This is a genomic window from Billgrantia endophytica (genome assembly GCF_002879615.1).
Classification (GTDB): domain Bacteria; phylum Pseudomonadota; class Gammaproteobacteria; order Pseudomonadales; family Halomonadaceae; genus Halomonas; species Halomonas endophytica.
The window spans coordinates 16,097-35,931 of sequence record NZ_PNRF01000043.1 but is presented as its reverse complement, the minus strand read 5'-3'; the positions used below and the strand labels follow the sequence as shown (position 1 = coordinate 35,931).

The window sequence follows — 19,835 nt, the reverse complement described above, 5'->3', positions numbered from 1 at the left end:
TTTTACGGCCCTGGCCGAACCACGAGTCGTAACGTTTGGTTTACGCCCCATTGGCTCCCCCACCCCTTCTGCCGGCTGCGAAGCGGCCCCTTCCCACCCATGGGAGTCCTAGACTCGGGACAACTCCAAGGTTCACCTCACAACCACAACCGACCCGGGAGACCCCATGACATCCAACGCCCATCTCAGTGATGTCGCCAGCAAGACCGGCTACCGCGCCCGCCTGCCCGACGACTGCGGCTGCATCACCTGGTCGGATCAGGACAATGCCACCTGGCAGACCTTGATGCAGCGCCAGCTCGGCATGATGGAAGGACGCGTCTGCCAGGAGTACCTGGATGGCCTCGAACGGCTGGCTCTGCCGGAGGACAGGGTTCCTCAACTCGCCGATATCGATCGGGTGCTGAAGGCCACCACCGGCTGGCAGACCGCCCAGGTTCCGGCGCTGATCCCCTTCGATACCTTCTTTGCCCTGCTGGCCAGCCGGCGCTTTCCGGTCGCTACCTTCATCCGCACGCCGGAAGAACTGGATTACCTGAAAGAGCCGGACATCTTTCACGAGATCTTCGGCCATTGCCCCATGCTCACCAACCCCGCCTTCGCCGAGTTCACCGCCACCTATGGACGGCTCGGCCTGGCGGCCTCACCCAGGGAGCGGGTCTACCTGGCACGGCTCTACTGGATGACCGTCGAGTTCGGGCTGGTGGATACGCCCGAGGGGCGTCGCATCTACGGTGGGGGCATCATTTCCTCGCCCAGGGAAACCCTGCACGCCCTGTCCGACACGCCGATACACGTGCCATTCGACCCGGTCGAGGCGCTGCGCACGCCCTATCGGATCGACATCCTGCAGCCGCTCTACTACGTGCTTGACGATCTCTCGAGCCTGCACGACCTTTCCCGGCAGGACATCATGGGCATGATGCGGCAGGCCGCGGAAAGGGGGCTTCGCGACCCGCTTTTCGAACCGGTACCCGGGAGCGCCAGGGCGAAGGCCTGACCGACGCCTGTCGCGCCGGAACACAACCCCTGTCACAAGACCCCAAGACAACGAGGAGAATTCCATGAGCCGACTTTCCGAACAGCAGTGCGAAGCCTGTCGCTGGGATGCCCCCCATGTGACCGAGCAGGAACTCACCACCTTCCATCGGGATATCCCGGAATGGAAGATCGCCGAGCGCGATGGCATCAGGCAGCTCGAGCGGGTCTTCACGTTCCGTAATTTTCGCCAGGCGCTGGCATTCACCAACCGCGTTGGCGAAATCGCCGAAGAGGCGGGGCATCACCCCGCCCTGTTGACCGAGTGGGGCAAGGTCACCGTGACCTGGTGGTCCCATGAAATGAAGGGATTGCACAAGAACGACTTCATACTGGCCGCACGCACCGATGACGTAGCCACTATCCCACTCTAGCCCGCACGCCCACTCTAGCCCGCACGCTCAGTGCCGGCACCTCCCCTGCCGCCCGATCATGGCACCGCCACCTGGCCGGCGTCATGGCGGGCAGCTCTCGTCTCACACCTCGATGAGGAAATATCTCCCTCTATAATCGGTTTTTTCTTACGTAGAAAAAAGGCATATGACTATCCCGGAGACCTCTCGAGGCCATTAGCTTTGTACGGGTCACCAGTTGGGTGTCAACGAGAACAGCGAGGAGCAAATCGCATGAAGGGAAATATTCAAGGGGCTGCGGTGGGTCTGATTCTGTGCATCCTGCTGGCCATGTCCTCGGCGGCCATGGCCCAGGAACTGGCTCCGATCAACGTCAACAGCGCCGATGCGGAACTGCTGGCGGAGCTGCCGGGCATCGGGCCCAGCCGTGCACAGGCGATCATCGAAGAGCGTGAAGCCAACGGTCATTTCGAAAACCTCGATGACCTCACCCGGGTCAGCGGCATCGGGCCGGCTACCGTCGAGGCCTTCCGCGACCAGGTGGAATTCTGAATGGTCGATGGCTTGAGCGACTGGCAAGCATCGATTGCCATCGATTGCCGAGGACCACGAAACGTAGAAGCCGGCGGCACCGCCGGCTTTATCCACTGCAACCTGATGCCCGGCCGGGGCGCTTGCCCTACAGGCGCAGGCCACCGTCACACTCGATAACGCGGCCGGTGAAGTAGTTGTTCTCGAAGATGAACGACACGCTCTGGGCAATGTGGTCCGGGTCACCCAATCGCTTCAGCGGGACGCCCGCCGTCAGCTTGTCGAGCATATCCTGGCGCATGGAGGCGGTCATGTCCGTCTCGATGAACCCCGGTGCCACGGCACCGACCCGGATGTCGTAGCGCGCCAGCTCCTTCGCCCAGGTAGTGGTCAACGATACCACCGCTGCCTTGGCCGCCGCATAGTTGCTTTGTCCCATGTTACCGGCCCGGGAAATGCTCGAAATATTGACGATCACACCCCCATGACCCGCCTCGACCATTTGCGCCGCCGCCTCACGACCGCACAGGAACACCCCGGTCAGGTTCACATCGATGACCTGCTGCCAGCTCTCCAGCGACATGGTTTTCTCGACCTTGCCGTCCCTGGCCTTGACCAGGAGAGCGTCACGCAGGATGCCGGCATTGTTGACGAGGCCGCTGACCGGCCCCTGCGAGGCAGCGATATCGCCGAAGGCCTGCTTCACCGAGTTCTCGTCGGCCACATTCACCACGAAGGCGCCAGCCTTGACGCCATCCGTGTACAGGGCCGAAACCGCCTGATCCAGCGTGTCGGCGTCCCTGTCCATCAAAGCCAGGGTCGCGCCCTGCTTGCCCAGACGGCGCGCCATGGCGAAGCCAAGGCCGCGGGCCCCACCGGTAATGGCAATAACGGTCTTGTCCAGTTTCATTGGCTTTCCCCAGAAAACAGTCGTTGCAACGGCCACTGCACCGTCATCGATCACATCTCTCACTGATGTTGTCGGCAGAAACAGCGGATATCTTGAGTTCAGCTTCCCTGACCAGTCTACCCGCATTGTGCGATGCAGCATAGAAGGGGTTGCCCCCGCGTTGCCAAACCGACTCTCCCAGTGGCTTGAATTCCGTCATTTCCGCCCCCATCACTGACGGCACTCGATACGCCCGGAGCCCCCATGCCCTTTCTGCTCTTCCTGATTCTCTTTATCCTGCTCGACGCCATCACCCTCTTTTCCGTCGGCAGTCGCATCGGGCTGCTGCCCAGCCTGGTACTGGTCCTGGCCACGGGGTTCGTCGGGCTTTATCTCATCCGACGGGAGGGCACGGCCGCCCTGGCCCGCGCACGACGGCGCATGGAGCAAGGCGAGATGCCCTCCAATGAACTGTTGACCGGGGCAGCCATGATCTTCGGCGGCATACTGTTGCTCGCGCCTGGCTTTCTTTCCGATGTACTGGGCGTCATGTGTGTGATTCCCGGAGCACGACGCGTGCTGGCCAGACTCATGGCCTTGGCCAATCTACGCATTCAGGGCATGGCGTATCGTGCCGGCACCACCCGGCACACCCGTGACGACTGGCAGCAGGCTAGTGGAGAACACCCTGGCGAGGGCGGCGCAAGCCAGCAGGGGCGACGCGGCGAGGATCGCCCGCTGGAGGGAGACTTCATCAGTCGCGATGAGCCGAGACGCTAACCTGCTGAGTTGGCATGGCTCGTTCACGCAAAAAATTTTCGCGCTGCCCCTTGAAAGGGATTTGCCCGGCCCCATTTCACGTCCAGCATCAGGTTTCGGTGTCGAGCGACGCTCGGCACCTTCGACAAGGAAGGCGTCCCTCGCCTCCGCCTTCCAGGATTCTGGAAGGATGAAGATGAACCGCCATGGCCGAGTCATGGCACAACAAACCATCAGGAGAACGTGAGCAATGAACATCCGTCCCTTGCACGATCGCGTCGTCATCCGTCGCGTTGAAGAAGAGCAGAAAACCGCTGGCGGCATCGTGCTTCCGGGCAATGCCCAGGAAAAGCCGACTCGTGGCGAAATACTCGCCGTCGGTAACGGCCGGATTCTCGACAGCGGTGACGTGCGCCCGCTGGACGTCAAGGTCGGCGATACCGTGATCTTCAAAGAGGGCTTCGGTGTCGAGAAGCAAAAGATCGAAGGTGAGGAAGTTCTGATCATGAGCGAATCCGACATTCTTGCCGTGGTCGAGGGCTGAGCCGCTCCGCTCTTACCCTCCGTTCCCATACGACGTTCACGAATTCACAGGAAGTAGCGAAAAATGACAGCGAAACAAGTCAAGTTCTCTGATGACGCCCGCAAGCGCATGGCCCGTGGCGTTGACGTCCTGGCCAATGCCGTAAAAGCCACCCTGGGTCCGAAGGGCCGCAACGTGGTCCTGGAAAAATCCTTCGGCTCGCCCACCGTGACCAAGGACGGCGTTTCCGTGGCCAAGGAAATCGAACTCAAGGACAAGTTCGAGAACATGGGTGCGCAGATGGTCAAGGAAGTCGCCTCCAAGACTTCCGATGTGGCCGGTGACGGAACCACCACCGCCACCGTGCTGGCCCAGTCCATCGTGACCGAGGGCATGAAAGGCGTGACCGCGGGCATGAACCCAATGGACCTCAAGCGCGGCATCGACCAGGCCGTGATCGCCGCGGTCAAGGAAATCGAAGCCCTGGCCGTGCCCTGCACCGACTCCAAGGCCATTGCCCAGGTCGGCACCATCTCCGCCAACGGCGACGCGCGTATCGGTGAGATCATCGCCGAAGCCATGGAGAAGGTCGGCAAGGAAGGCGTCATCACCGTCGATGAAGGCCGCGGCTTCGAAGACGAGCTGGAAGTCGTCGAAGGCATGCAGTTCGACCGTGGCTACCTGTCGCCCTACTTCGTGACCAACCAGGACACCATGACGGTGGAACTGGAAGATCCGTACCTGCTGCTGGTCGACAAGAAGATCTCCAACATCCGCGAACTGCTGCCGGTGCTGGAGTCCGTCGCCAAGGCCGGCAAGCCGCTGGCGATCATCGCCGAGGACATCGAAGGCGAGGCACTGGCCACCCTGGTGGTCAACACCATGCGCGGCATCGTCAAGGTCGCCGCCGCCAAGGCGCCGGGCTTCGGAGATCGTCGCAAGGCCATGCTGCAGGATATCGCGATCCTGACCAACGGCACCGTGATCTCCGAGGAAGTCGGTCTGACCCTCGAACAGGCCAACCTGGATCACCTGGGCAGCGCCAAGCGCATCACCATGTCCAAGGAAAACACCACCATCATCGATGGTGCCGGTAACGAGGGTGACATCGAAGCACGCGTCAACCAGATCCGTGCCCAGATCGAAGACACCTCTTCCGACTACGATCGTGAGAAGCTTCAGGAACGTGTCGCCAAGCTGGCTGGCGGTGTCGCCGTCATCCGCGTCGGTGCCGCAACCGAAGTCGAAATGAAGGAGAAGAAGGCCCGCGTCGAGGACGCCCTGCACTCCACTCGCGCCGCTGTCGAGGAAGGCGTCGTCCCTGGCGGTGGCACCGCTCTGGTCCGCGTTCTGACCAAGATCAAGGACCTCAAGGGCGATAACGAAGACCAGACCCACGGTATCGCCATCGCCTTGCGTGCCATGGAGTCGCCGCTGCGTCAGATCGTGACCAACGCCGGCCAGGAAGCCTCCGTGATCCTCAACGAGGTCAAGGCAGGCGAAGGCAATTTCGGCTACAACGCCCAGACCGGCGAGTACGGCGACCTGTTCGAGATGGGTGTGCTGGACCCGGCCAAGGTGACCCGTACTGCCCTGCAGTCCGCCGGTTCCGTGGCTGGCCTGATGATCACCACCGAGTGCATGATCGCCGACGATCCGGAAGAGAAGGATTCCGGTCCGGACATGGGCGGCATGGGTGGAATGGGCGGCATGGGTGGAATGATGTAAGCCAGTCCCCCCTTCAGGCCTTTCCGGTCTGCAAGACTGAGCAAGCCCCGCCATCGTGCGGGGCTTGTTTTTGGTACCATCGCGCTTTTCCGAACCGCGTGACCCGCCCATGCTCGCCAATATCCGTATCGTCCTCGTCCAGACTTTCCACCCCGGCAACATCGGAGCCTCGGCACGGGCCATGAAGACCATGGGCCTGTCCGACCTGGTGCTGGTCAACCCCCGCTGCTTTCCCGACCCGGAAGCCTCCCGACTGGCGGCAGGCGCCGAGGATCTGATCGACAATGCCAGAGTGGCGACGTCGCTGGCCGAGGCGGTTGAAGACTGCGTACAGGTGGTGGGCGCCAGCGCACGGCTACGCAGCCTTCCTTTGCCCCACTACGATGAACCCGATGCATTGGCCCGGGAACTGGTACAGAACGCGACCACGGATCCCGTGGCGCTGGTTTTCGGTCGCGAGCGCTTCGGGCTGACCAACGACGAGATCCGTTGCTGCAGCCATCAGGTCAGCATTCCCGCCAATCCCGACTATGGCATCCTCAACCTTTCCCAGGCGGTGCAGGTGTTGGCCTACGAAACCTTCAGGGCCTGGCGACGGCTTCCCGAGAACCATTTCCAGCAGCCTCGTCCTGCCGGGGAGCGACAACCCACCCGGGAACAGCTCGGCCACTTCCATGATCATTTGAGTCGGGTCATGCGGCAAAGCGGCTTCCTGACCCAACCCCATGCCCGCACCGAAGCCCAGTTGCAGGCGCTGTTTGCCCGTGCCCGGCCGAGCCGCAAGGAGCTGTCACTGCTGCGTGGCCTGCTCAGTGCACTGGAACCCTCGTCACCTGACGACTAGTCTTGTGGGAGGCCAATGTCACGAGCCCTTTACGTCATCGTCGCGCAGTTGTCATCCGGGTAGGTGATAAAGGCTGTGTCCCCTCGGGGGCGACAGACAAGGGACACTGTCGAGCCATGCGACACGGATGCGTGAGGGCAGGATGCCTGACAGGGAGAGCACGGCATCGAGACGATGCCCAAGGAGGCCATGCGCCACGGGATGATACCCGTGGCGTTTCTTTTCATATGGGCGGGGTCGGGCCCGACGACGCGCCCCTCTCCTCCCAGCCGGGCACGCCTTGGCGAATGCGCCGCGAGAAGCCCGGGACATCATGGGCGTCACGGGCCTGCTGGTCGATGCGTCCCTGGATCTCCAGTTCAGCAAGGGAGTACCCCGGCCACAGCCCACCCACCTTGAACGCATAGCTGGGCAGGCGGCCGGTGACCAGCAAGCGGTAATCGAGCGGCAGGCCGGCCCCGATACCGCGTACCATGGCGAAGACCAGAGTGGTGCAGTTGGCGGTGATCGTATTGTAGAAGCGGGGGGCCTTGGCCAACTGGTTGGCCTCCTCCACATAGGCCAGCAGCAGCGAGCGCATGCTCTGTCGCGGCATGGCAATGCGGAACAGCGATACCTGCTCGCCGCGGACATTGCTGCGAAGGCGCACCGCATCACGCTCGTCCGTGGCGACGATCGCCAATTCATACTGGCGAAAGAAGCCGCCGATCTCGGAGAACCGTTCTCCCCTGAGGCGTCGCACCTCCACCGAGAAAACCACGAAGTCTTCTCCACCAAAGCCGAAGGAGACCATGACGTGCGCCACGCCGGGCCGCCCCCAGCTCGACACGATCATGTCGACGGAATCGAGCCGGTCGAGGTCGTAGGAACGCGTCTCCCACCGTACCGTGGCATCGTCTCGGGTGCGCCAGTCGAAATCGCGCACATGGTGCAGGGTCAATCGGCTGCCCGTGACTTCCCCGGTGGCCAGATAGTTCACATCGTCGGCCCAGGGGCGATCATGGGTCGGCGTGAGACGAAACCACCAGGTCAGCAGTACGAGCAACGCCAGCGACTGCCCGGCCAGTGCCGCCCCTCGAAACCCCTGCAGCGCCAGCGTCACCAGGCCCAGGATCAACACTCCCCATAGGCCCACGACAAGCTGACGCCACGGCGACGCAAGGCCCAGCCGATACCAGAGTGCGGCCGTTCCCCAGGCCATGACCACCGTCAGTAAGGTAAAAAACGAGTTCCATGCGATCGCCAATGCCATGTCGGTCCATCTTGTCCAGGTTGTGGCAAGGCTAGCATGTCGGGCATGGAAATCCGTCAACGCCTTGTGGTTTCGTTCCGCCTCGGTTCAGGCGGGGGTCAGCCAGGCGCTCAGGTCGCCAAGGTCATCGCCCAGGTCCGCACGGGTCACCCGCCGGTACAGAGCCTGCAGCGCAGCCGTCACGGAGTCTTCGTGGATGGGCCGGTCCGGTCTCGGCGCACCGGCTCGCCCACCGATATGCCGGCCATCCAGCTCCCGCAGCGGCAGGATCTCGGCGGCGGTACCGGTCACGAAGGCTTCGTCGGCGGTATAGAGTTCATCGCGGGTAATGCGCCGCTCACGAACCTCGATGCCCAGCACCTCCCTGGCCAGGCGAATCACGCTGTCGCGGGTGATCCCCTGCAGGCAGGAGGTGATCTCCGGCGTGTGGAGCACGCCATCGCGCAGCAGGAAGACATTGGCCGCCGAGGCTTCGGCGACATAGCCTTCCGGGTCGAGCATGATCGTTTCGTCGAATCCCGCCTTCACCGCGGTGTTGAGTGCCAGCATGGAGTTGACGTAGTGACCGTTGGTCTTGGCGCGGCACAGGCTGATGTTGACGTGGTGCCGCGACCAGGACGAGGTCAATGCCCGCAATCCGATCGAGGCGGCTTCCGGGGAGACGTAGTCGCCCAGGTCCCAGGCGGCGATCATGACATGGGTAGTGAGCCCTTTGGCCCGCAATCCAAGCCCTTCGGCACCGAAGTAGACCGTCGGCTTCAGATAGGCATTGCTCAGGTCATTGCGCGTCAGGCACTGGCGCTGCGCCTCGATCAGTTCCCCTGCGTCAAACGGCACGTCCATGTCCAATGCATGAACGCTGTCCAACAAGCGACGCGTGTGTTCGGCCACACGAAACAGGTGAGTCCCCCGGGCCCCGTGGTAGGCACGCACGCCCTCGAAGCAACCCATCCCGTAGTGCAACGTGTGGGTCAGCAGGTGGGTGCGGGCCTCTCTCCAGGGTAGCCACTCGCCGTCATGCCAGATCCAGCCGTCGCGATCATAAAGCGGAGTCATGCGATGTTTCCTTGGGAGTCAGAGCGGTGCCGCGCGAAGCCAGCCTTCCCGCCAGCCGTCGATCAAGGTGCGCTGATGCGGCTGCAGGGACTGGTAGGCCCAGCCGGCGATTTCGTCATTCTGGGGGTCGGGCACCGAGATGCGGCTGCCAGACAGCGCCTGTATGACGGCATGGCCACACAGGGGCGCGTAGCCCTCCGAGTACCCTCCTTCATGGATCATCACCAGCCGTCCCTGGCTGATACGGTCGGCCAGGGCGCGCAACTGCTGGGTCATGGCGGCGAAGGCCGCGCTATTGAGCATCATCTTGCCCAGTGGGTCCTTGCCGCAGGCGTCGTAGCCACAGGCCACCACGATCAGGTCCGGGGCAAAGGCCCCCATGGCGGGCACCACCAGTTCCTGCATCGCGTAACGGTAGGCGCCAATGCCACACCCCGGCGGCATCGGCAGGTTGAGATTGGCGCCGTGCCCCGCCCCTTCTCCCAGTTCCTCGAAATAACCGCTGTCGAGGGGGTAGTTTCCGGCCTGATGAATCGAGACCGTCAGGACGTCCGGGTCATCGTAGAAGGCCGACTGCTGGCCGTTGCCGTGATGCACGTCCCAGTCGAGAATGGCCACGCGCTTGGCCTGGCCCAAGGCACGCGCACGCATGACGGCCACGGGAATGTTGCCCAGCAGGCAGAAACCCCGGCCGCGGTCAGCCTCGGCGTGATGCCCCGGAGGGCGACACAGGGCATAGGCGTTGGCCAGCTCACCGGTCGCCACCGCCCCCACCGCCGCAATGGCCAGGCCAGCCGACTGCCGCGCCGCGGCCAGGCTTCCCGGCAGGTAGGGCGCGCAGTCGCCGCCGTCGCCGCCACGAACGCGGTCACCCTCTTCCAGTTCATCGAGATAGCGGCCGGTATGAAAACGGGCCAGGTCCTCGCGACTGGCTGGCGGCGGCTTGCGCACGTCGAGTTCGTCAATCAGGCCAGAGACTTCCAACAGGTTCTTCAGCCGCCGCTTGCTCTCGGGGCTCTCCGAAGCCGGCTGCGGCTGCAGGAACTCCCCAAGCGCCGAAAACACCCCGATGGCTCCCGGGTCGTGCCAGAAGCAGCGCTCGTGCCAGAAGAAGCCGGTGCCCTTTCCCGCGGTCATGAGCGAGACTCCAACTGCTCCCATACTTCGATGGCGGCGCCGAGATCTTCCAGCGACGCCCCCACCGACTTGAACACTGTAATGGCCTCGGCCGAGGAGCGTCCGTGCTTCTCGCCTGTCATCAGTTCCCCCAGCTCGGCGCGGATGTCGTCGAAGGCGAACGCCCCTTCGTCGATGGCCTGCAGCAGGTCACCCGCCTCGCCCCTTGCTCCGGCGTAGGTATCGACGAACACTTCGCCACGACGCAGGCATTCCCCATCGCTTTCCCGCATGGTCGGGCGAAAGGCGCCGACAAGATCCAGGTGTGTGCCCGGTGTCAGCCATTCGCCACGAATCAGCGGCTCACTGGAAAGGGTCACACAGCTGATCAGGTCGGCTTCGCGAGCGGCCTGCTCCAGGTCCGTTACCGCCAGCGTGTCGAAACGATCCGCGTATTCCCTCGCGAGACGCTGCGCCTTCTCGGCGTTGCGGCCCCAGATACGCACGTGCTTGATGGGACGCACGGCGGCATGAGCCTCGATCACCATGGGCGCCAGCTTGCCGGTTCCCACCACCAGTAGCGTTTCGCTGTCTTCCCGAGCCAGCTCGCGGGCCGCCAGCGCGGAGGCGGCGGCCGTGCGTCGACGGGTCAGCTCGCTGCCATCCAGGCAGGCAAGCGGTCGGCCGTGGGCGCCTTCGCTGAGAAGGTAGACGCCCGCAATCGCGGGCAGGCCGTGAGCGGCGTTCTGGGGAAAGACATTGACCATCTTCACGCCGATGTAGCCGGCCCGTTCCCAGGCAGGCATCAGCAGCATGGTGGCTTCACCATCCGGTCGATGCATGGCGTGATGGTGGCGTGGCGGCGACTCCACCCCTTCGCGAAACGTGATCGCCAGCCGCTCCACCAATGCCGGCCAGGGCAGCGCAGCGGCCACTTCGTCAGCGGAGATCATGCGCATGTCAGGCCCCCGGCAGTGCCGCCACCACCATGATCTCGACCTTCCACTCCGGCTTGGCCAGCTTGGCTTCCAGGGCGGCCCTCGCGGGCGGACGGCCAGGCACGACCCAGGCATCCCAGGCGGCATTCATCTGGGCGAATTCATCCATGCTGGTGACCCAGATCTGGGCGGAGAGCAGGTTCTCCTTGGAGGTGCCGGCCCGGGTCAGCAGCTCATCGATACGCGCCAGCACCTGCTCGGTCTGGCCTTTCATGTCGGCGCTGGTATCGGCGGGCACCTGGCCGGCCAGGTAGACGGTGCCGTTGTGAATGGTGATCTGGCTCATTCGTTCATTGCTTTCGTGATGGCTGATGGTCATGGCTAGGTCTCTGTCGTCTGAGGTTTGATGTCAAATGTTTGATATTTACGTCGTAGGGTGATGGGGCATCGGGCCGACAGGTCAGCCCGCCGTAAAGCCATCCATGAAGGCCGTCAGGTTGGCGCCGAGATGCTCGGTGGGATAGCCGCCCTCCTGCACCAGCACCGTGGGCAGCGAGAGCCGGGCCAGTCGCCTGCCGATGACCGTGAAATCCGAGGTTTCCAGGGCCATGCCGGCCAGTGGGTCGTCGCGGTGGGCATCCAGCCCCAGCGCCACCACCACCGCCTGGGGGGAAAAGTCGTCCAGCCTTTCAAGCAATTCATCCAGGGCACCATGGAAGGCGGCACCATCGCTGCCAAGCGGCAGGGGCAGGTTGACGTTGGTGCCCAGGCCTTCGCCCATGCCCTCTTCGCCGGCTCCTCCCCAGAAGAACGGATAGAAGTCGCCGGGATCGACATGCAGCGAACCGGTCCAGACGTCGCCGCGGTAGTAGAAGATGTCCTGGGTACCGTTGCCGTGATGCAGGTCGACATCGATGATGGCGACCCGTGCGAAGTATTCTCGCAGGACGGTGGCGGCAAGCGCCGAGTTGTTCAGGAAACAGAAGCCGCCCGCCCGGTCCGGCCCGGCATGGTGGCCGGGGGGGCGGCAGAGTGCATAGGCAGTGCCATGACCGCCCAGCACCGCTTCCGCGGCGGCTTGGGCCGTCGCGGCGCTGGCAAGGATCCCACGGAAGCTCTCCGCGCCGATGGGGCAAGCCATGTCGTGCAGGTGCCACCCGGCCTGTCCCACCGGATGACGCGGGTAATGGTGGCCGCCTCCGGTGGGGTGAACGTTCGGTGATACCAGCTCGGCGGCCCCCGGCAGCTCGCGCCAGCGACCATGGATGGTCTCGAGGAACTCCAGGTAGCGGTGAGTGTGCACCTTGGCCAGCCGACTGCGCAGCAAGGGGCTGTCGACGACGTCGGGTTCACTCAACGAGAAGCCCGACGCCACTACTCCCTGGCTCAGCAGCTCGGCACGCACCGGCCCCTCCGGCGACGGTGCCGGCCGGCCCCGCAACAGAAAAGTTCCGGGGGCATGACGCTCCTGGTCAGGATGGTAGAAGAGCTTCATCGGCCAGTTTTCCTTGGACTCAGCAGGTTCAATCGTTGGAACACGGCAATTACCCCCCGAGACTGATGGCAGGTCGGCGGCAATTACCCTACCCATCAGACTAGAACGTGACGAGGTGGGCTGCTTGCCCGTCACTCAGGAAGACTTGCCCGCAACTCGGCATATGGCCAGAGCACGTTGCCGCTCCATGGAGGGCGCCAGGTCGAAATGGCGCCGGTAGGCCCTGGAAAAGCTGCCCTGGTCGCGAAACCCTATCAGCGCTGCGATATGCCCCAGGCTCAGGCTGCCATGACGGATCAGGGCCCTGGCATGGTCGAGCCGACGGCCCTGGACATGGGCCAGCGGTGTCGTCCCGGTCAGTTCACGAAAGCAGGCGTGGAAATGGCCAGGACTCAGGGCACACAGGGCGGCCAGCTGCTCGACGCGGATGTCATCGGCGAGATGCCGGTCGATCCAGGCGTTCAGGCGGGCCAGGTCGAGCCGCTCATTGGCGCGGCGCGCGAATGGAAAGCCGGGATCGGCTGCCGCTGTCCGGTCCTCGAGGTGAAGATAGAGGGCCCTCAGCAATAGTGCCGCAATCTCGCTATGCAGTGCCGGATACTGTTCCAGTTGCACCATCAGCGTGCCGGCCAGCTGATTCAGGCGGGCGGGTACGGGGAAGAAGCGGGGGCGATCGAACAGTCGCTCCATGTCCTCGCCGTCACGTAATGTGCCCAGGGCGCCGAGAGGGAGGTTCAGGACCAGCGTCCGATTCTCGCCATCCCCTTCGTATTCGTGATGATGGGCATAGGGGATCAGGCAGCCACGGCCACCCGTGACACGGTCCCCATGGCCCTCGATCTCCAGCTCGGTGACACCGCAGGTCGCCAGGATCAGCTGATGATGCGCATGGGCGTGTGCAATATGTTCATGCCCGAGAGTGCAGGCACGCAGATCGAAAAGGGACATGACGGTTTCTTGTGGTCCGTTTCATCAGGGCAGCCTCCTAGATTACTCCGCCGCGAAACAATGCGAAACCGTGCGCCTGGCCGGGAGCCCAGCAGCCGACCGGCACGATGAACAGGGGCCGGTAATGGGGGGAGAAACTGGCAAGGAACGACAAGAAGCGCGATAGTGCTGTTTCATTAGTTTGCAAACAGGTAGCCCTCCCCATGGACGCCCTACGTCGCCACTCTCTGCTGATCATTCTGCTCGGCAGCCTGGTCATCTCCCTGGCCATGGGCCTGCGCCATGGCTTCGGGCTTTTCCTGGAACCGATGAGCACCGACCTTGGCTGGGGGCGCGAGGTATTTGCCTTCGCCCTGGCGCTGCAGAATCTGATCTGGGGCCTCGCGCAACCTTTCACCGGGGCGCTGGCTGACCGCTTCGGTGCCGCGCGGGTCGTGGCGATCGGGGGCCTTCTCTACGCGCTGGGCCTGACCTTCATGGGGCTCTCGGAATCGGCACTCGGCATGTCGCTTTCCGCCGGGCTGCTGATCGGACTGGGGCTGTCCGGCACCACCTTCTCGGTGATCCTTGGCGCCGTGGGCCGTGCCGTCGCGCCGGAAAAGCGCAGCATGGCCATGGGCATCGTCAGCGCCGCCGGCTCCTTCGGCCAGTTCGCCATGCTGCCGGGCACCCTCGGCCTGTTGGGCTGGCTGGGCTGGTCGGCGGCGCTGCTGGCCATGGGTGCGCTGGCCGCCCTGATGGTGCCCTTGGGAGGCATGCTGCGAGACAGGCCCTCCGCGCGCCTGAGCAGCGACCTATCCCTTGGCGCGGCGCTCGATGAGGCCGCCGGCCACCGCGGCTTCTGGCTGCTCTGCCTGGGCTTCTTCGTCTGCGGTTTCCAGGTGGTCTTCATCGGCGTGCACCTGCCGGGCTACCTGTTCGACAACGGGCTGGCCGTGCAGGTGGGCAGCACCGTGCTGGCGCTGGTCGGGCTGTTCAACATCTTCGGCACCTACGCCGCCGGCTGGCTCGGCGGCCTCTACTCCAAGCCGCGGCTGTTGAGCTGGCTCTACCTCACCCGCGGCGCGGTGATCACCGCCTTCGTCTTCCTGCCCCTGAGCCCCGCCAGCGCCTACCTGTTCGGCATCGCCATGGGGCTGCTGTGGCTATCCACCGTGCCGCTGACCAACGGCATCGTCGCCTCGGTATTCGGTGTGCGCCATCTTTCCATGCTCGGTGGCATCGTCTTCCTGTTCCATCAGCTCGGTTCGTTCATGGGCGTCTGGATGGGCGGCTACCTCTACGACCTCACCGGCCACTATGATGTGGTATGGAAGATCGCCATCCTGCTCTCGGTGATCGCCGCGCTGCTGCACTGGTTCATCAGCGAGGCCCCGGTCAACCGCCCCGCCCCGAAGGAGGTCCAGGCATGAGCCACGTCCAGAGACGCCTGTTCAAGCTGACCGCCGCCGCGCTCGTCGCCGGTGCCTTGTCCCTCGTCTGGTGGGGCTGGCAGATGGCCGATGCCAGCATGCTGCTTCTGGGCATGCGGCTCTGCTGATGCCAAACAGCCGCGCGTGGGCCCTGGACCTGGTAATTGAGGTATAGCGGTGGCTTCACGGCAAGGATTCGTGCTCACTCGCCATTGGCGCGACACCCCCATGGGCACCCAGGTCGAGTTCTGGCTGGCGACCGACGAGGGCCCTCGGCTCGTCCGACTGCCGGCTCAGCCATCGGTGGCATTCGTACCAGCGGAGCAACGGGCCCAGGTCGAGGCACTGCTGCAAGATGAGCGTCATGTTTCCCTGCGTGAGCTCGCGCTATGCGATTTTCATCACCGCCCGGTCCTCGGGCTCTACTGTCGGCAACATCGTCAGTTGATGCAGTACGACAGGCGCCTGCGTGAGTCGGGGGTGGAAGTCTACGAATCGGACATCCGCCCGCCCGAGCGCTATCTGATGGAGCGCTACATCACGGCTCCGGTCTGGTACCAGGGCACGCCCGATGCAAGCGGCATGCTGATCGAGGCGCAGCTGAAGCCGGCGCCGGACTATCGCCCCCGTCTCAGGCTGGTCTCCCTGGATATCGAGACCAGCGGACGAGGCGAACTCTACTCCATCGCCCTGGAAGGCTGCGGACAGCGTCAGGTCTACATGTTGGGGCCACCGAACGGCTCGGACGACCAGCCGCTCGATTTTCGGCTCGACTACTGCGATTCACGTGCCCAGTTGCTGGAACGGTTGAATCAGTGGCTCGCCGAGCACGATCCGGACGTCATCATCGGCTGGAACCTGGTGCAGTTCGACCTGCGCCTGTTGCACGAACATGCCCAGCGCCTTCAGGTGCCGCTGCGGCTGGGACGCGGTGGCAGTGAAATGGAGTGGCGCGCCCATGGGTACAAGAACAACCACTACTTCGCCGCCGCGGCCGGAAGACTGCTCATCGACGGAATCGAGGCACTGCGCTCGGCGACCTGGAGCTTCCCCTCATTCAGCCTCGAAAACGTCGCCCAGACACTGCTTGGCGAAGGCAAGGCCATCGACAACCCCTATCAGCGCCTGGATGGCATCCTCCGCATGTTCGCCGAGGACAAACCGGCACTGGCACGCTACAACCTCAAGGACTGCGAACTGGTGACGCGCATCTTCGCCAGTACCGACCTGCTGGCGTTCCTGCTGGAACGAGCTGCCGTCACTGGACTACCCGTCGACCGCAGCGGCGGCTCGGTTGCCGCCTTCACCCATCTCTACCTGCCAAGGATGCACCGCCTGGGGTTCGTCGCGCCCAACCTGGGCGAGGGTCGGCCGGACGAGAGCCCTGGCGGTTTCGTGATGGATTCCCGACCCGGCCTCTACGACTCGGTTCTGGTACTCGATTACAAGAGCCTCTACCCCTCGATCATTCGCACCTTCCTGATCGACCCGGTGGGGCTGGTGGAAGGCCTGGATGAGGGGAAGGGCAACCCGGACAATGCAGGCACGGTACCAGGATTCAACGGGGCTCACTTCTCGCGTACCCGGCATGCGCTGCCGGCCATCGTGGCGCAGGTGTGGGAAGGACGCGAGGCAGCCAAACGCATCGGGAATCAGCCACTCTCCCAGGCGCTGAAGATCATCATGAATGCCTTCTACGGTGTGCTGGGCTCCAGGGGCTGCCGCTTCTTCGATTCGCGCCTGGCATCGTCGATTACCCGTCGTGGCCACGAGATCATGCGTCGTACCCGCGAGCTGATCGAGACCGAAGGCCATACGGTCATCTATGGCGATACCGACTCGATCTTCGTGTGGCTGGGCCGTGCCCATGACGAGCAGGAGGCGGCACGCATCGGACGACGGCTGGCGAAACACGTCAACCACTGGTGGCGTGAATACCTGAAGAGTGAATTCGGCCTGGAAAGCCTGTTGGAGCTGCAGTTCGAGACCCACTACCGCCGCTTTCTCATGCCCACCATTCGCGGCGCCGAGGCCGGCAGCAAGAAGCGTTACGCCGGCCTGGTGTCGAATGCGGATGGCAGCGATCGGATGGTGTTCAAGGGACTCGAGACGGTGCGTACCGACTGGACGCCCCTGGCGAAGGACTTCCAGCAGGAACTCTATCGGCGCATATTCACCGGCCAGCCCCATCGTGAGTATGTGCGCGACTATGTGCGCCGCACCCTGGCCGGCGAATTCGACGAGAAGCTGGTCTACCGCAAGCGATTGCGCCGCCGGCTGGAGGACTACCGCAGGAACGTGCCGCCCCATGTGCGCGCCGCCAGGCTCGCCGACGACTACAACGCCAGGATGGGCAGGCAGCGCCAATACCAGAACGGTGGGTGGATCCGCTACGTGATGACGGTAGCGGGACCGGAGCCACTGGAGGCACAGCGCTCGACGATCGACACCGACCACTACCTCACCCGTCAGCTCCAGCCTGTTGCGGACGCCATCCTGCCTTTCGTGGGGGATGACTTCGCTGGCCTCATCGACCGCCAGCTCGGGCTATTCTAGGCTTGGCTATCCGCCATCCATGCGTTCGATGCCGCACGGCTGCCGGACAGGACCTTGCGCCAGTCAAGATCTAGTCTAGATATAGAAGGCAGGCAGGCGCCTGGCGGATCGCTTGCGCTTGGTGCTTTCGACGGCGGGAGCGGGGTCGTCCCAGATGGTCAGGAAGCGCTCTGTCGTGAGCGGCTCTGTCGCCCTGGCCTTGGCCTGGATACGCGGCAGGGGGTGGTCCCAGATCGTGGCGAAGCGTAATGTCATCATGGCATTGGGTGGCGGCTTGCCGAGGCAAGTCACGCTCTCTCGTGTGGGTGAATTACGACTATTGTCTAACATCTTAGACTTTAGTCCAATCCTGGCCGCCTTGCCAGGCCGGCTGCCCGCATGCCACCCGGGTGAAGAAGAAAACCAAAAACGGAGCCCCCGTGTCCCTCTCGTATGAAACGCTTCATCTAAGAAGGGTCGAGCGCTACGCACCACCCAGCATCCTGGTGTCCCCCGAGCACAAGGTCGTGCACTTCTCCAAGCATGCCGGCCGCTTCCTGGGGCACCCGGGCGAGGGGGCTGCTGCCAGCGTTTTCAAGCTGGTTCGTGAGGAGCTTCGCCTCGGGCTGCGTGCGGTCCTGGTCGCTGCCGAGCAGGAAGCCCGACCGATTCGCTCGACGCCCATTGCCATCGACCTCGAGGGAGAACCATGCAATATCGTCATCCATGCACGCCCTCCCGAGGAATGGGAGGACCAGGGTCTCACCCTGGTGATCTTCGAAGAACACGAGTCGAGCCAGGAGGCGATGAGAGCGGCAAACGAGGAATTGCAGTCGGCCAATGAAGCGCTACGCTCGACAATGGCAGAGCTCCAATCAATGAACGAAGGGTTTGCCACCGCCAGTCGGGAGAATCGCCACAGGATCGAGGAGCTCGATCAGTTCTCGAGCGATATGCAGAACCTCCTTGCCGCCACCGAGATCACCACTATCTGTCTCGATGTCGACCTTCGCATCCTGCGCTTCACGCCACTGGTCGGGGCACTATTCAACATCCGTCCGGCGGACCGGGGCCGCCCCCTCTCGGAGCTCGCCCACCGCCTTGGCTACGATCAGTTGACCAGCGACGCGCGGCGCGTCCTCGAGAAACCGAGCCCGCTCGACCGGGAAGTGCAGGATATCGAAGGCAACTGGTTCCTCACCCGGGTGCGCCCGTATCGAAACTCCACCGATCACATCGACGGCGTCGTCATCACCTTTATCGATATCACCGAGCACAAGCGCTTCGAGGTCGAGCTGCGCGAAAGCGAGGAGCGTTTCAGGGTACTCGTCGACGCATCGGCGCAGATCGTCTGGCAAACCGATGCCAAGGGAGAGTTCACCAAACATTGCTCTTCCTGGCAGGCCTACACGGGACAAACCTACGAACAACTGAAAGGCCACGGCTGGGCCAACGCCGTGAGCCCAGACTCCCGAGCGGAAGCCTTGGCAACCTGGCAGCAAGCGGTCGACACGGGAAGGCCCCTTCAGATCAAACTCCAGATCTATCATGCCAAGAGCGGACAGTACCGATGGACGGCGGTACGAGCCAACGCACTGCGCAACACGGATGACACCATCCGCGGCTGGGTGGGCATGAATATCGACATCAACGAGCAGAAGCTTGCTGAACAGGCACTGACGGAACTCAACGAGACGCTGGAAGCGCGCGTCCGTGAACGCACCGCACAGGTCAGCGACCTGGCGTGGAAATTGACCATGGCCGAGCAGGAGGAGCGACGCAGGGTGTCCCAGGTGCTGCATGACGACCTGCAACAGCTGCTCTACGGCCTGCAGATAAAGCTGTGCTTGATTCAGGAGAGGCTGGCGGCAACCGGGCAGCACGAGTTGACGGATGTCGTTGAAGGCACGCGCCTCTGGATCAAGCAGGCCATCGAGACGACTCGCCAGCTCACCGTCGATCTCAGCCCTCCCATCCTGAAGACGGAGGGTTTGGCCGAGGCGCTCGAGTGGCTCCAGCGCCAGATGCAGCAAATGCATGAGCTGGATGTGGGCATGACGATTCATCACCCTCCGCACATGCCCGACGAGGATCTGCGCGTTCTTCTGTTTCAGATCGTGCGGGAACTGCTCTTCAACGTGAAGAAACACTCCCACGTGGACAAGGCCGCCGTTGAGCTGGACCAGACGGAAGAGGAGATCATCATCCAGGTGAGCGATGCGGGAGAAGGTTTCGACCTGGCTCTCATGGAGGCTGGCCAGGATGAACACCCGGGCTTCGGACTCGTCAGCAGCCGTGAACGTCTACGCTTGCTGGGAGGTTCCATGGAAATCGATACGGTGCCGCGCTCGGGAACCTCTATAGTCATTAGAGTTCCCGCTCGACCGGAATGGTTGCGGAAGCATTGAGCGGTTCCCG

General features: G+C 63.5%; 20 protein-coding genes. 11 read left to right on the top strand and 9 right to left on the bottom strand.

The window, feature by feature from the left end; genetic code table 11:
• Positions 1-166 precede the first annotated feature (166 nt).
• The 3 genes from phhA (at position 167) to C1H69_RS20395 (ending at position 1,943) form a co-directional block, all read left to right on the top strand.
• Positions 167-1,000: a phenylalanine 4-monooxygenase gene (gene phhA, locus C1H69_RS20405; RefSeq protein ID WP_102655229.1), complete on the top strand. Its 834-nt coding sequence runs from the start codon at positions 167-169 to the stop codon at positions 998-1,000.
• A 64-nt stretch (positions 1,001-1,064) separates the two neighbouring features.
• Complete coding sequence (locus C1H69_RS20400) at positions 1,065-1,412, top strand: 4a-hydroxytetrahydrobiopterin dehydratase (RefSeq protein ID WP_102655228.1); 348 nt, start codon at positions 1,065-1,067, stop codon at positions 1,410-1,412.
• 252 nt (positions 1,413-1,664) lie between these two features.
• Positions 1,665-1,943: a ComEA family DNA-binding protein gene (locus C1H69_RS20395; RefSeq protein ID WP_102655227.1), complete on the top strand. Its 279-nt coding sequence runs from the start codon at positions 1,665-1,667 to the stop codon at positions 1,941-1,943.
• A gap of 127 nt (positions 1,944-2,070) precedes the next feature.
• Here the strand turns inward: C1H69_RS20395 and C1H69_RS20390 are convergent, their stop codons facing one another.
• Positions 2,071-2,832: an SDR family oxidoreductase gene (locus C1H69_RS20390; RefSeq protein WP_102655226.1), complete on the bottom strand. Its 762-nt coding sequence runs from the start codon at positions 2,830-2,832 to the stop codon at positions 2,071-2,073.
• A gap of 243 nt (positions 2,833-3,075) precedes the next feature.
• Here C1H69_RS20390 and C1H69_RS20385 point away from each other — a divergent pair, with 243 nt between their 5' ends.
• The 4 genes from C1H69_RS20385 to C1H69_RS20370 all read left to right on the top strand — a co-directional run bounded on the left by C1H69_RS20385 (position 3,076) and on the right by C1H69_RS20370 (position 6,665).
• Positions 3,076-3,591: an FxsA family protein gene (locus C1H69_RS20385; RefSeq protein WP_102655225.1), complete on the top strand. Its 516-nt coding sequence runs from the start codon at positions 3,076-3,078 to the stop codon at positions 3,589-3,591.
• Between the two features lie 229 nt (positions 3,592-3,820).
• On the top strand, positions 3,821-4,114 hold the full coding sequence (locus C1H69_RS20380) for a co-chaperone GroES (RefSeq protein ID WP_102655224.1): 294 nt from the start codon (positions 3,821-3,823) through the stop codon (positions 4,112-4,114).
• Between the two features lie 63 nt (positions 4,115-4,177).
• Complete coding sequence (groL, locus tag C1H69_RS20375; protein ID WP_102655223.1) at positions 4,178-5,821, top strand: chaperonin GroEL; 1,644 nt, start codon at positions 4,178-4,180, stop codon at positions 5,819-5,821.
• A 109-nt stretch (positions 5,822-5,930) separates the two neighbouring features.
• The gene (locus tag C1H69_RS20370; protein ID WP_102655222.1) at positions 5,931-6,665 is read left to right on the top strand and encodes an RNA methyltransferase; all 735 of its coding nucleotides are present in this window, start codon (positions 5,931-5,933) and stop codon (positions 6,663-6,665) included.
• A 223-nt stretch (positions 6,666-6,888) separates the two neighbouring features.
• Here the strand turns inward: C1H69_RS20370 and C1H69_RS20365 are convergent, their stop codons facing one another.
• The 7 genes from C1H69_RS20365 to C1H69_RS20335 form a co-directional block, all read right to left on the bottom strand.
• Positions 6,889-7,917 carry an Lnb N-terminal periplasmic domain-containing protein gene (locus tag C1H69_RS20365; protein WP_102655221.1) on the bottom strand — a complete coding sequence of 343 codons (1,029 nt, stop codon included), beginning with the start codon at positions 7,915-7,917 and terminating at the stop codon, positions 6,889-6,891.
• 87 nt (positions 7,918-8,004) lie between these two features.
• A complete protein-coding gene (locus tag C1H69_RS20360) occupies positions 8,005-8,973 on the bottom strand; it encodes a branched-chain amino acid transaminase (protein ID WP_102655220.1) in 969 nt (322 codons plus the stop codon).
• Positions 8,974-8,991: 18 nt separating this feature from the next.
• Positions 8,992-10,110 carry a class II histone deacetylase gene (locus C1H69_RS20355; RefSeq protein WP_102655219.1) on the bottom strand — a complete coding sequence of 373 codons (1,119 nt, stop codon included), beginning with the start codon at positions 10,108-10,110 and terminating at the stop codon, positions 8,992-8,994.
• Entirely contained in the window at positions 10,107-11,048 is a 942-nt protein-coding gene (lhpI, locus tag C1H69_RS20350) for a bifunctional Delta(1)-pyrroline-2-carboxylate/Delta(1)-piperideine-2-carboxylate reductase (RefSeq protein ID WP_102655218.1), read from the bottom strand. The genes C1H69_RS20355 and lhpI overlap by 4 nt, the downstream gene beginning before the upstream one ends.
• A gap of 1 nt (position 11,049) precedes the next feature.
• Positions 11,050-11,406, bottom strand: a complete 357-nt coding sequence (locus C1H69_RS20345; RefSeq protein WP_102655217.1) for a RidA family protein — start codon at positions 11,404-11,406, stop codon at positions 11,050-11,052.
• 81 nt (positions 11,407-11,487) lie between these two features.
• The gene (locus C1H69_RS20340) at positions 11,488-12,522 is read right to left on the bottom strand and encodes a histone deacetylase family protein (protein ID WP_102655216.1); all 1,035 of its coding nucleotides are present in this window, start codon (positions 12,520-12,522) and stop codon (positions 11,488-11,490) included.
• A 135-nt stretch (positions 12,523-12,657) separates the two neighbouring features.
• Entirely contained in the window at positions 12,658-13,470 is an 813-nt protein-coding gene (locus C1H69_RS20335; RefSeq protein WP_102655215.1) for an AraC family transcriptional regulator, read from the bottom strand.
• Between the two features lie 203 nt (positions 13,471-13,673).
• Here C1H69_RS20335 and C1H69_RS20330 point away from each other — a divergent pair, with 203 nt between their 5' ends.
• The 3 genes from C1H69_RS20330 to C1H69_RS20325 are packed head-to-tail and all read left to right on the top strand — an operon-like array spanning position 13,674 to position 17,438.
• The gene (locus C1H69_RS20330; RefSeq protein ID WP_102655214.1) at positions 13,674-14,882 is read left to right on the top strand and encodes an MFS transporter; all 1,209 of its coding nucleotides are present in this window, start codon (positions 13,674-13,676) and stop codon (positions 14,880-14,882) included.
• Positions 14,879-15,010, top strand: a complete 132-nt coding sequence (locus tag C1H69_RS24485; protein WP_276308784.1) for a hypothetical protein — start codon at positions 14,879-14,881, stop codon at positions 15,008-15,010. The genes C1H69_RS20330 and C1H69_RS24485 overlap by 4 nt, the downstream gene beginning before the upstream one ends.
• A 49-nt stretch (positions 15,011-15,059) precedes the next feature.
• Complete coding sequence (locus C1H69_RS20325) at positions 15,060-17,438, top strand: DNA polymerase II (protein WP_102655213.1); 2,379 nt, start codon at positions 15,060-15,062, stop codon at positions 17,436-17,438.
• 75 nt (positions 17,439-17,513) lie between these two features.
• Here C1H69_RS20325 and C1H69_RS20320 read toward each other — a convergent pair whose 3' ends face one another.
• A complete protein-coding gene (locus C1H69_RS20320) occupies positions 17,514-17,729 on the bottom strand; it encodes a hypothetical protein (RefSeq protein ID WP_102655212.1) in 216 nt (71 codons plus the stop codon).
• A 128-nt stretch (positions 17,730-17,857) separates the two neighbouring features.
• On the opposite strand from C1H69_RS20320, the gene C1H69_RS20315 reads away from it, so the two are divergent.
• Complete coding sequence (locus tag C1H69_RS20315; RefSeq protein ID WP_102655211.1) at positions 17,858-19,825, top strand: PAS domain-containing protein; 1,968 nt, start codon at positions 17,858-17,860, stop codon at positions 19,823-19,825.
• Positions 19,826-19,835 lie beyond the last annotated feature (10 nt).

Coding starts and splice junctions, on each gene's coding strand:
- C1H69_RS20385 (WP_102655225.1), top strand. CDS start 3,076: ATGCCCTTTCTGCTCTTCCTGATTCTCTTTATCCTGCTCGACGCCATC.
- C1H69_RS20355 (WP_102655219.1), bottom strand. CDS start 10,110: ATGACCGCGGGAAAGGGCACCGGCTTCTTCTGGCACGAGCGCTGCTTC.
- phhA (WP_102655229.1), top strand. CDS start 167: ATGACATCCAACGCCCATCTCAGTGATGTCGCCAGCAAGACCGGCTAC.
- C1H69_RS20390 (WP_102655226.1), bottom strand. CDS start 2,832: ATGAAACTGGACAAGACCGTTATTGCCATTACCGGTGGGGCCCGCGGC.
- C1H69_RS20365 (WP_102655221.1), bottom strand. CDS start 7,917: ATGGCATTGGCGATCGCATGGAACTCGTTTTTTACCTTACTGACGGTG.
- C1H69_RS20335 (WP_102655215.1), bottom strand. CDS start 13,470: ATGTCCCTTTTCGATCTGCGTGCCTGCACTCTCGGGCATGAACATATT.
- C1H69_RS24485 (WP_276308784.1), top strand. CDS start 14,879: ATGAGCCACGTCCAGAGACGCCTGTTCAAGCTGACCGCCGCCGCGCTC.
- C1H69_RS20330 (WP_102655214.1), top strand. CDS start 13,674: ATGGACGCCCTACGTCGCCACTCTCTGCTGATCATTCTGCTCGGCAGC.
- lhpI (WP_102655218.1), bottom strand. CDS start 11,048: ATGCGCATGATCTCCGCTGACGAAGTGGCCGCTGCGCTGCCCTGGCCG.
- C1H69_RS20380 (WP_102655224.1), top strand. CDS start 3,821: ATGAACATCCGTCCCTTGCACGATCGCGTCGTCATCCGTCGCGTTGAA.
- C1H69_RS20345 (WP_102655217.1), bottom strand. CDS start 11,406: ATGACCATCAGCCATCACGAAAGCAATGAACGAATGAGCCAGATCACC.
- C1H69_RS20400 (WP_102655228.1), top strand. CDS start 1,065: ATGAGCCGACTTTCCGAACAGCAGTGCGAAGCCTGTCGCTGGGATGCC.
- groL (WP_102655223.1), top strand. CDS start 4,178: ATGACAGCGAAACAAGTCAAGTTCTCTGATGACGCCCGCAAGCGCATG.
- C1H69_RS20395 (WP_102655227.1), top strand. CDS start 1,665: ATGAAGGGAAATATTCAAGGGGCTGCGGTGGGTCTGATTCTGTGCATC.
- C1H69_RS20370 (WP_102655222.1), top strand. CDS start 5,931: ATGCTCGCCAATATCCGTATCGTCCTCGTCCAGACTTTCCACCCCGGC.
- C1H69_RS20360 (WP_102655220.1), bottom strand. CDS start 8,973: ATGACTCCGCTTTATGATCGCGACGGCTGGATCTGGCATGACGGCGAG.
- C1H69_RS20340 (WP_102655216.1), bottom strand. CDS start 12,522: ATGAAGCTCTTCTACCATCCTGACCAGGAGCGTCATGCCCCCGGAACT.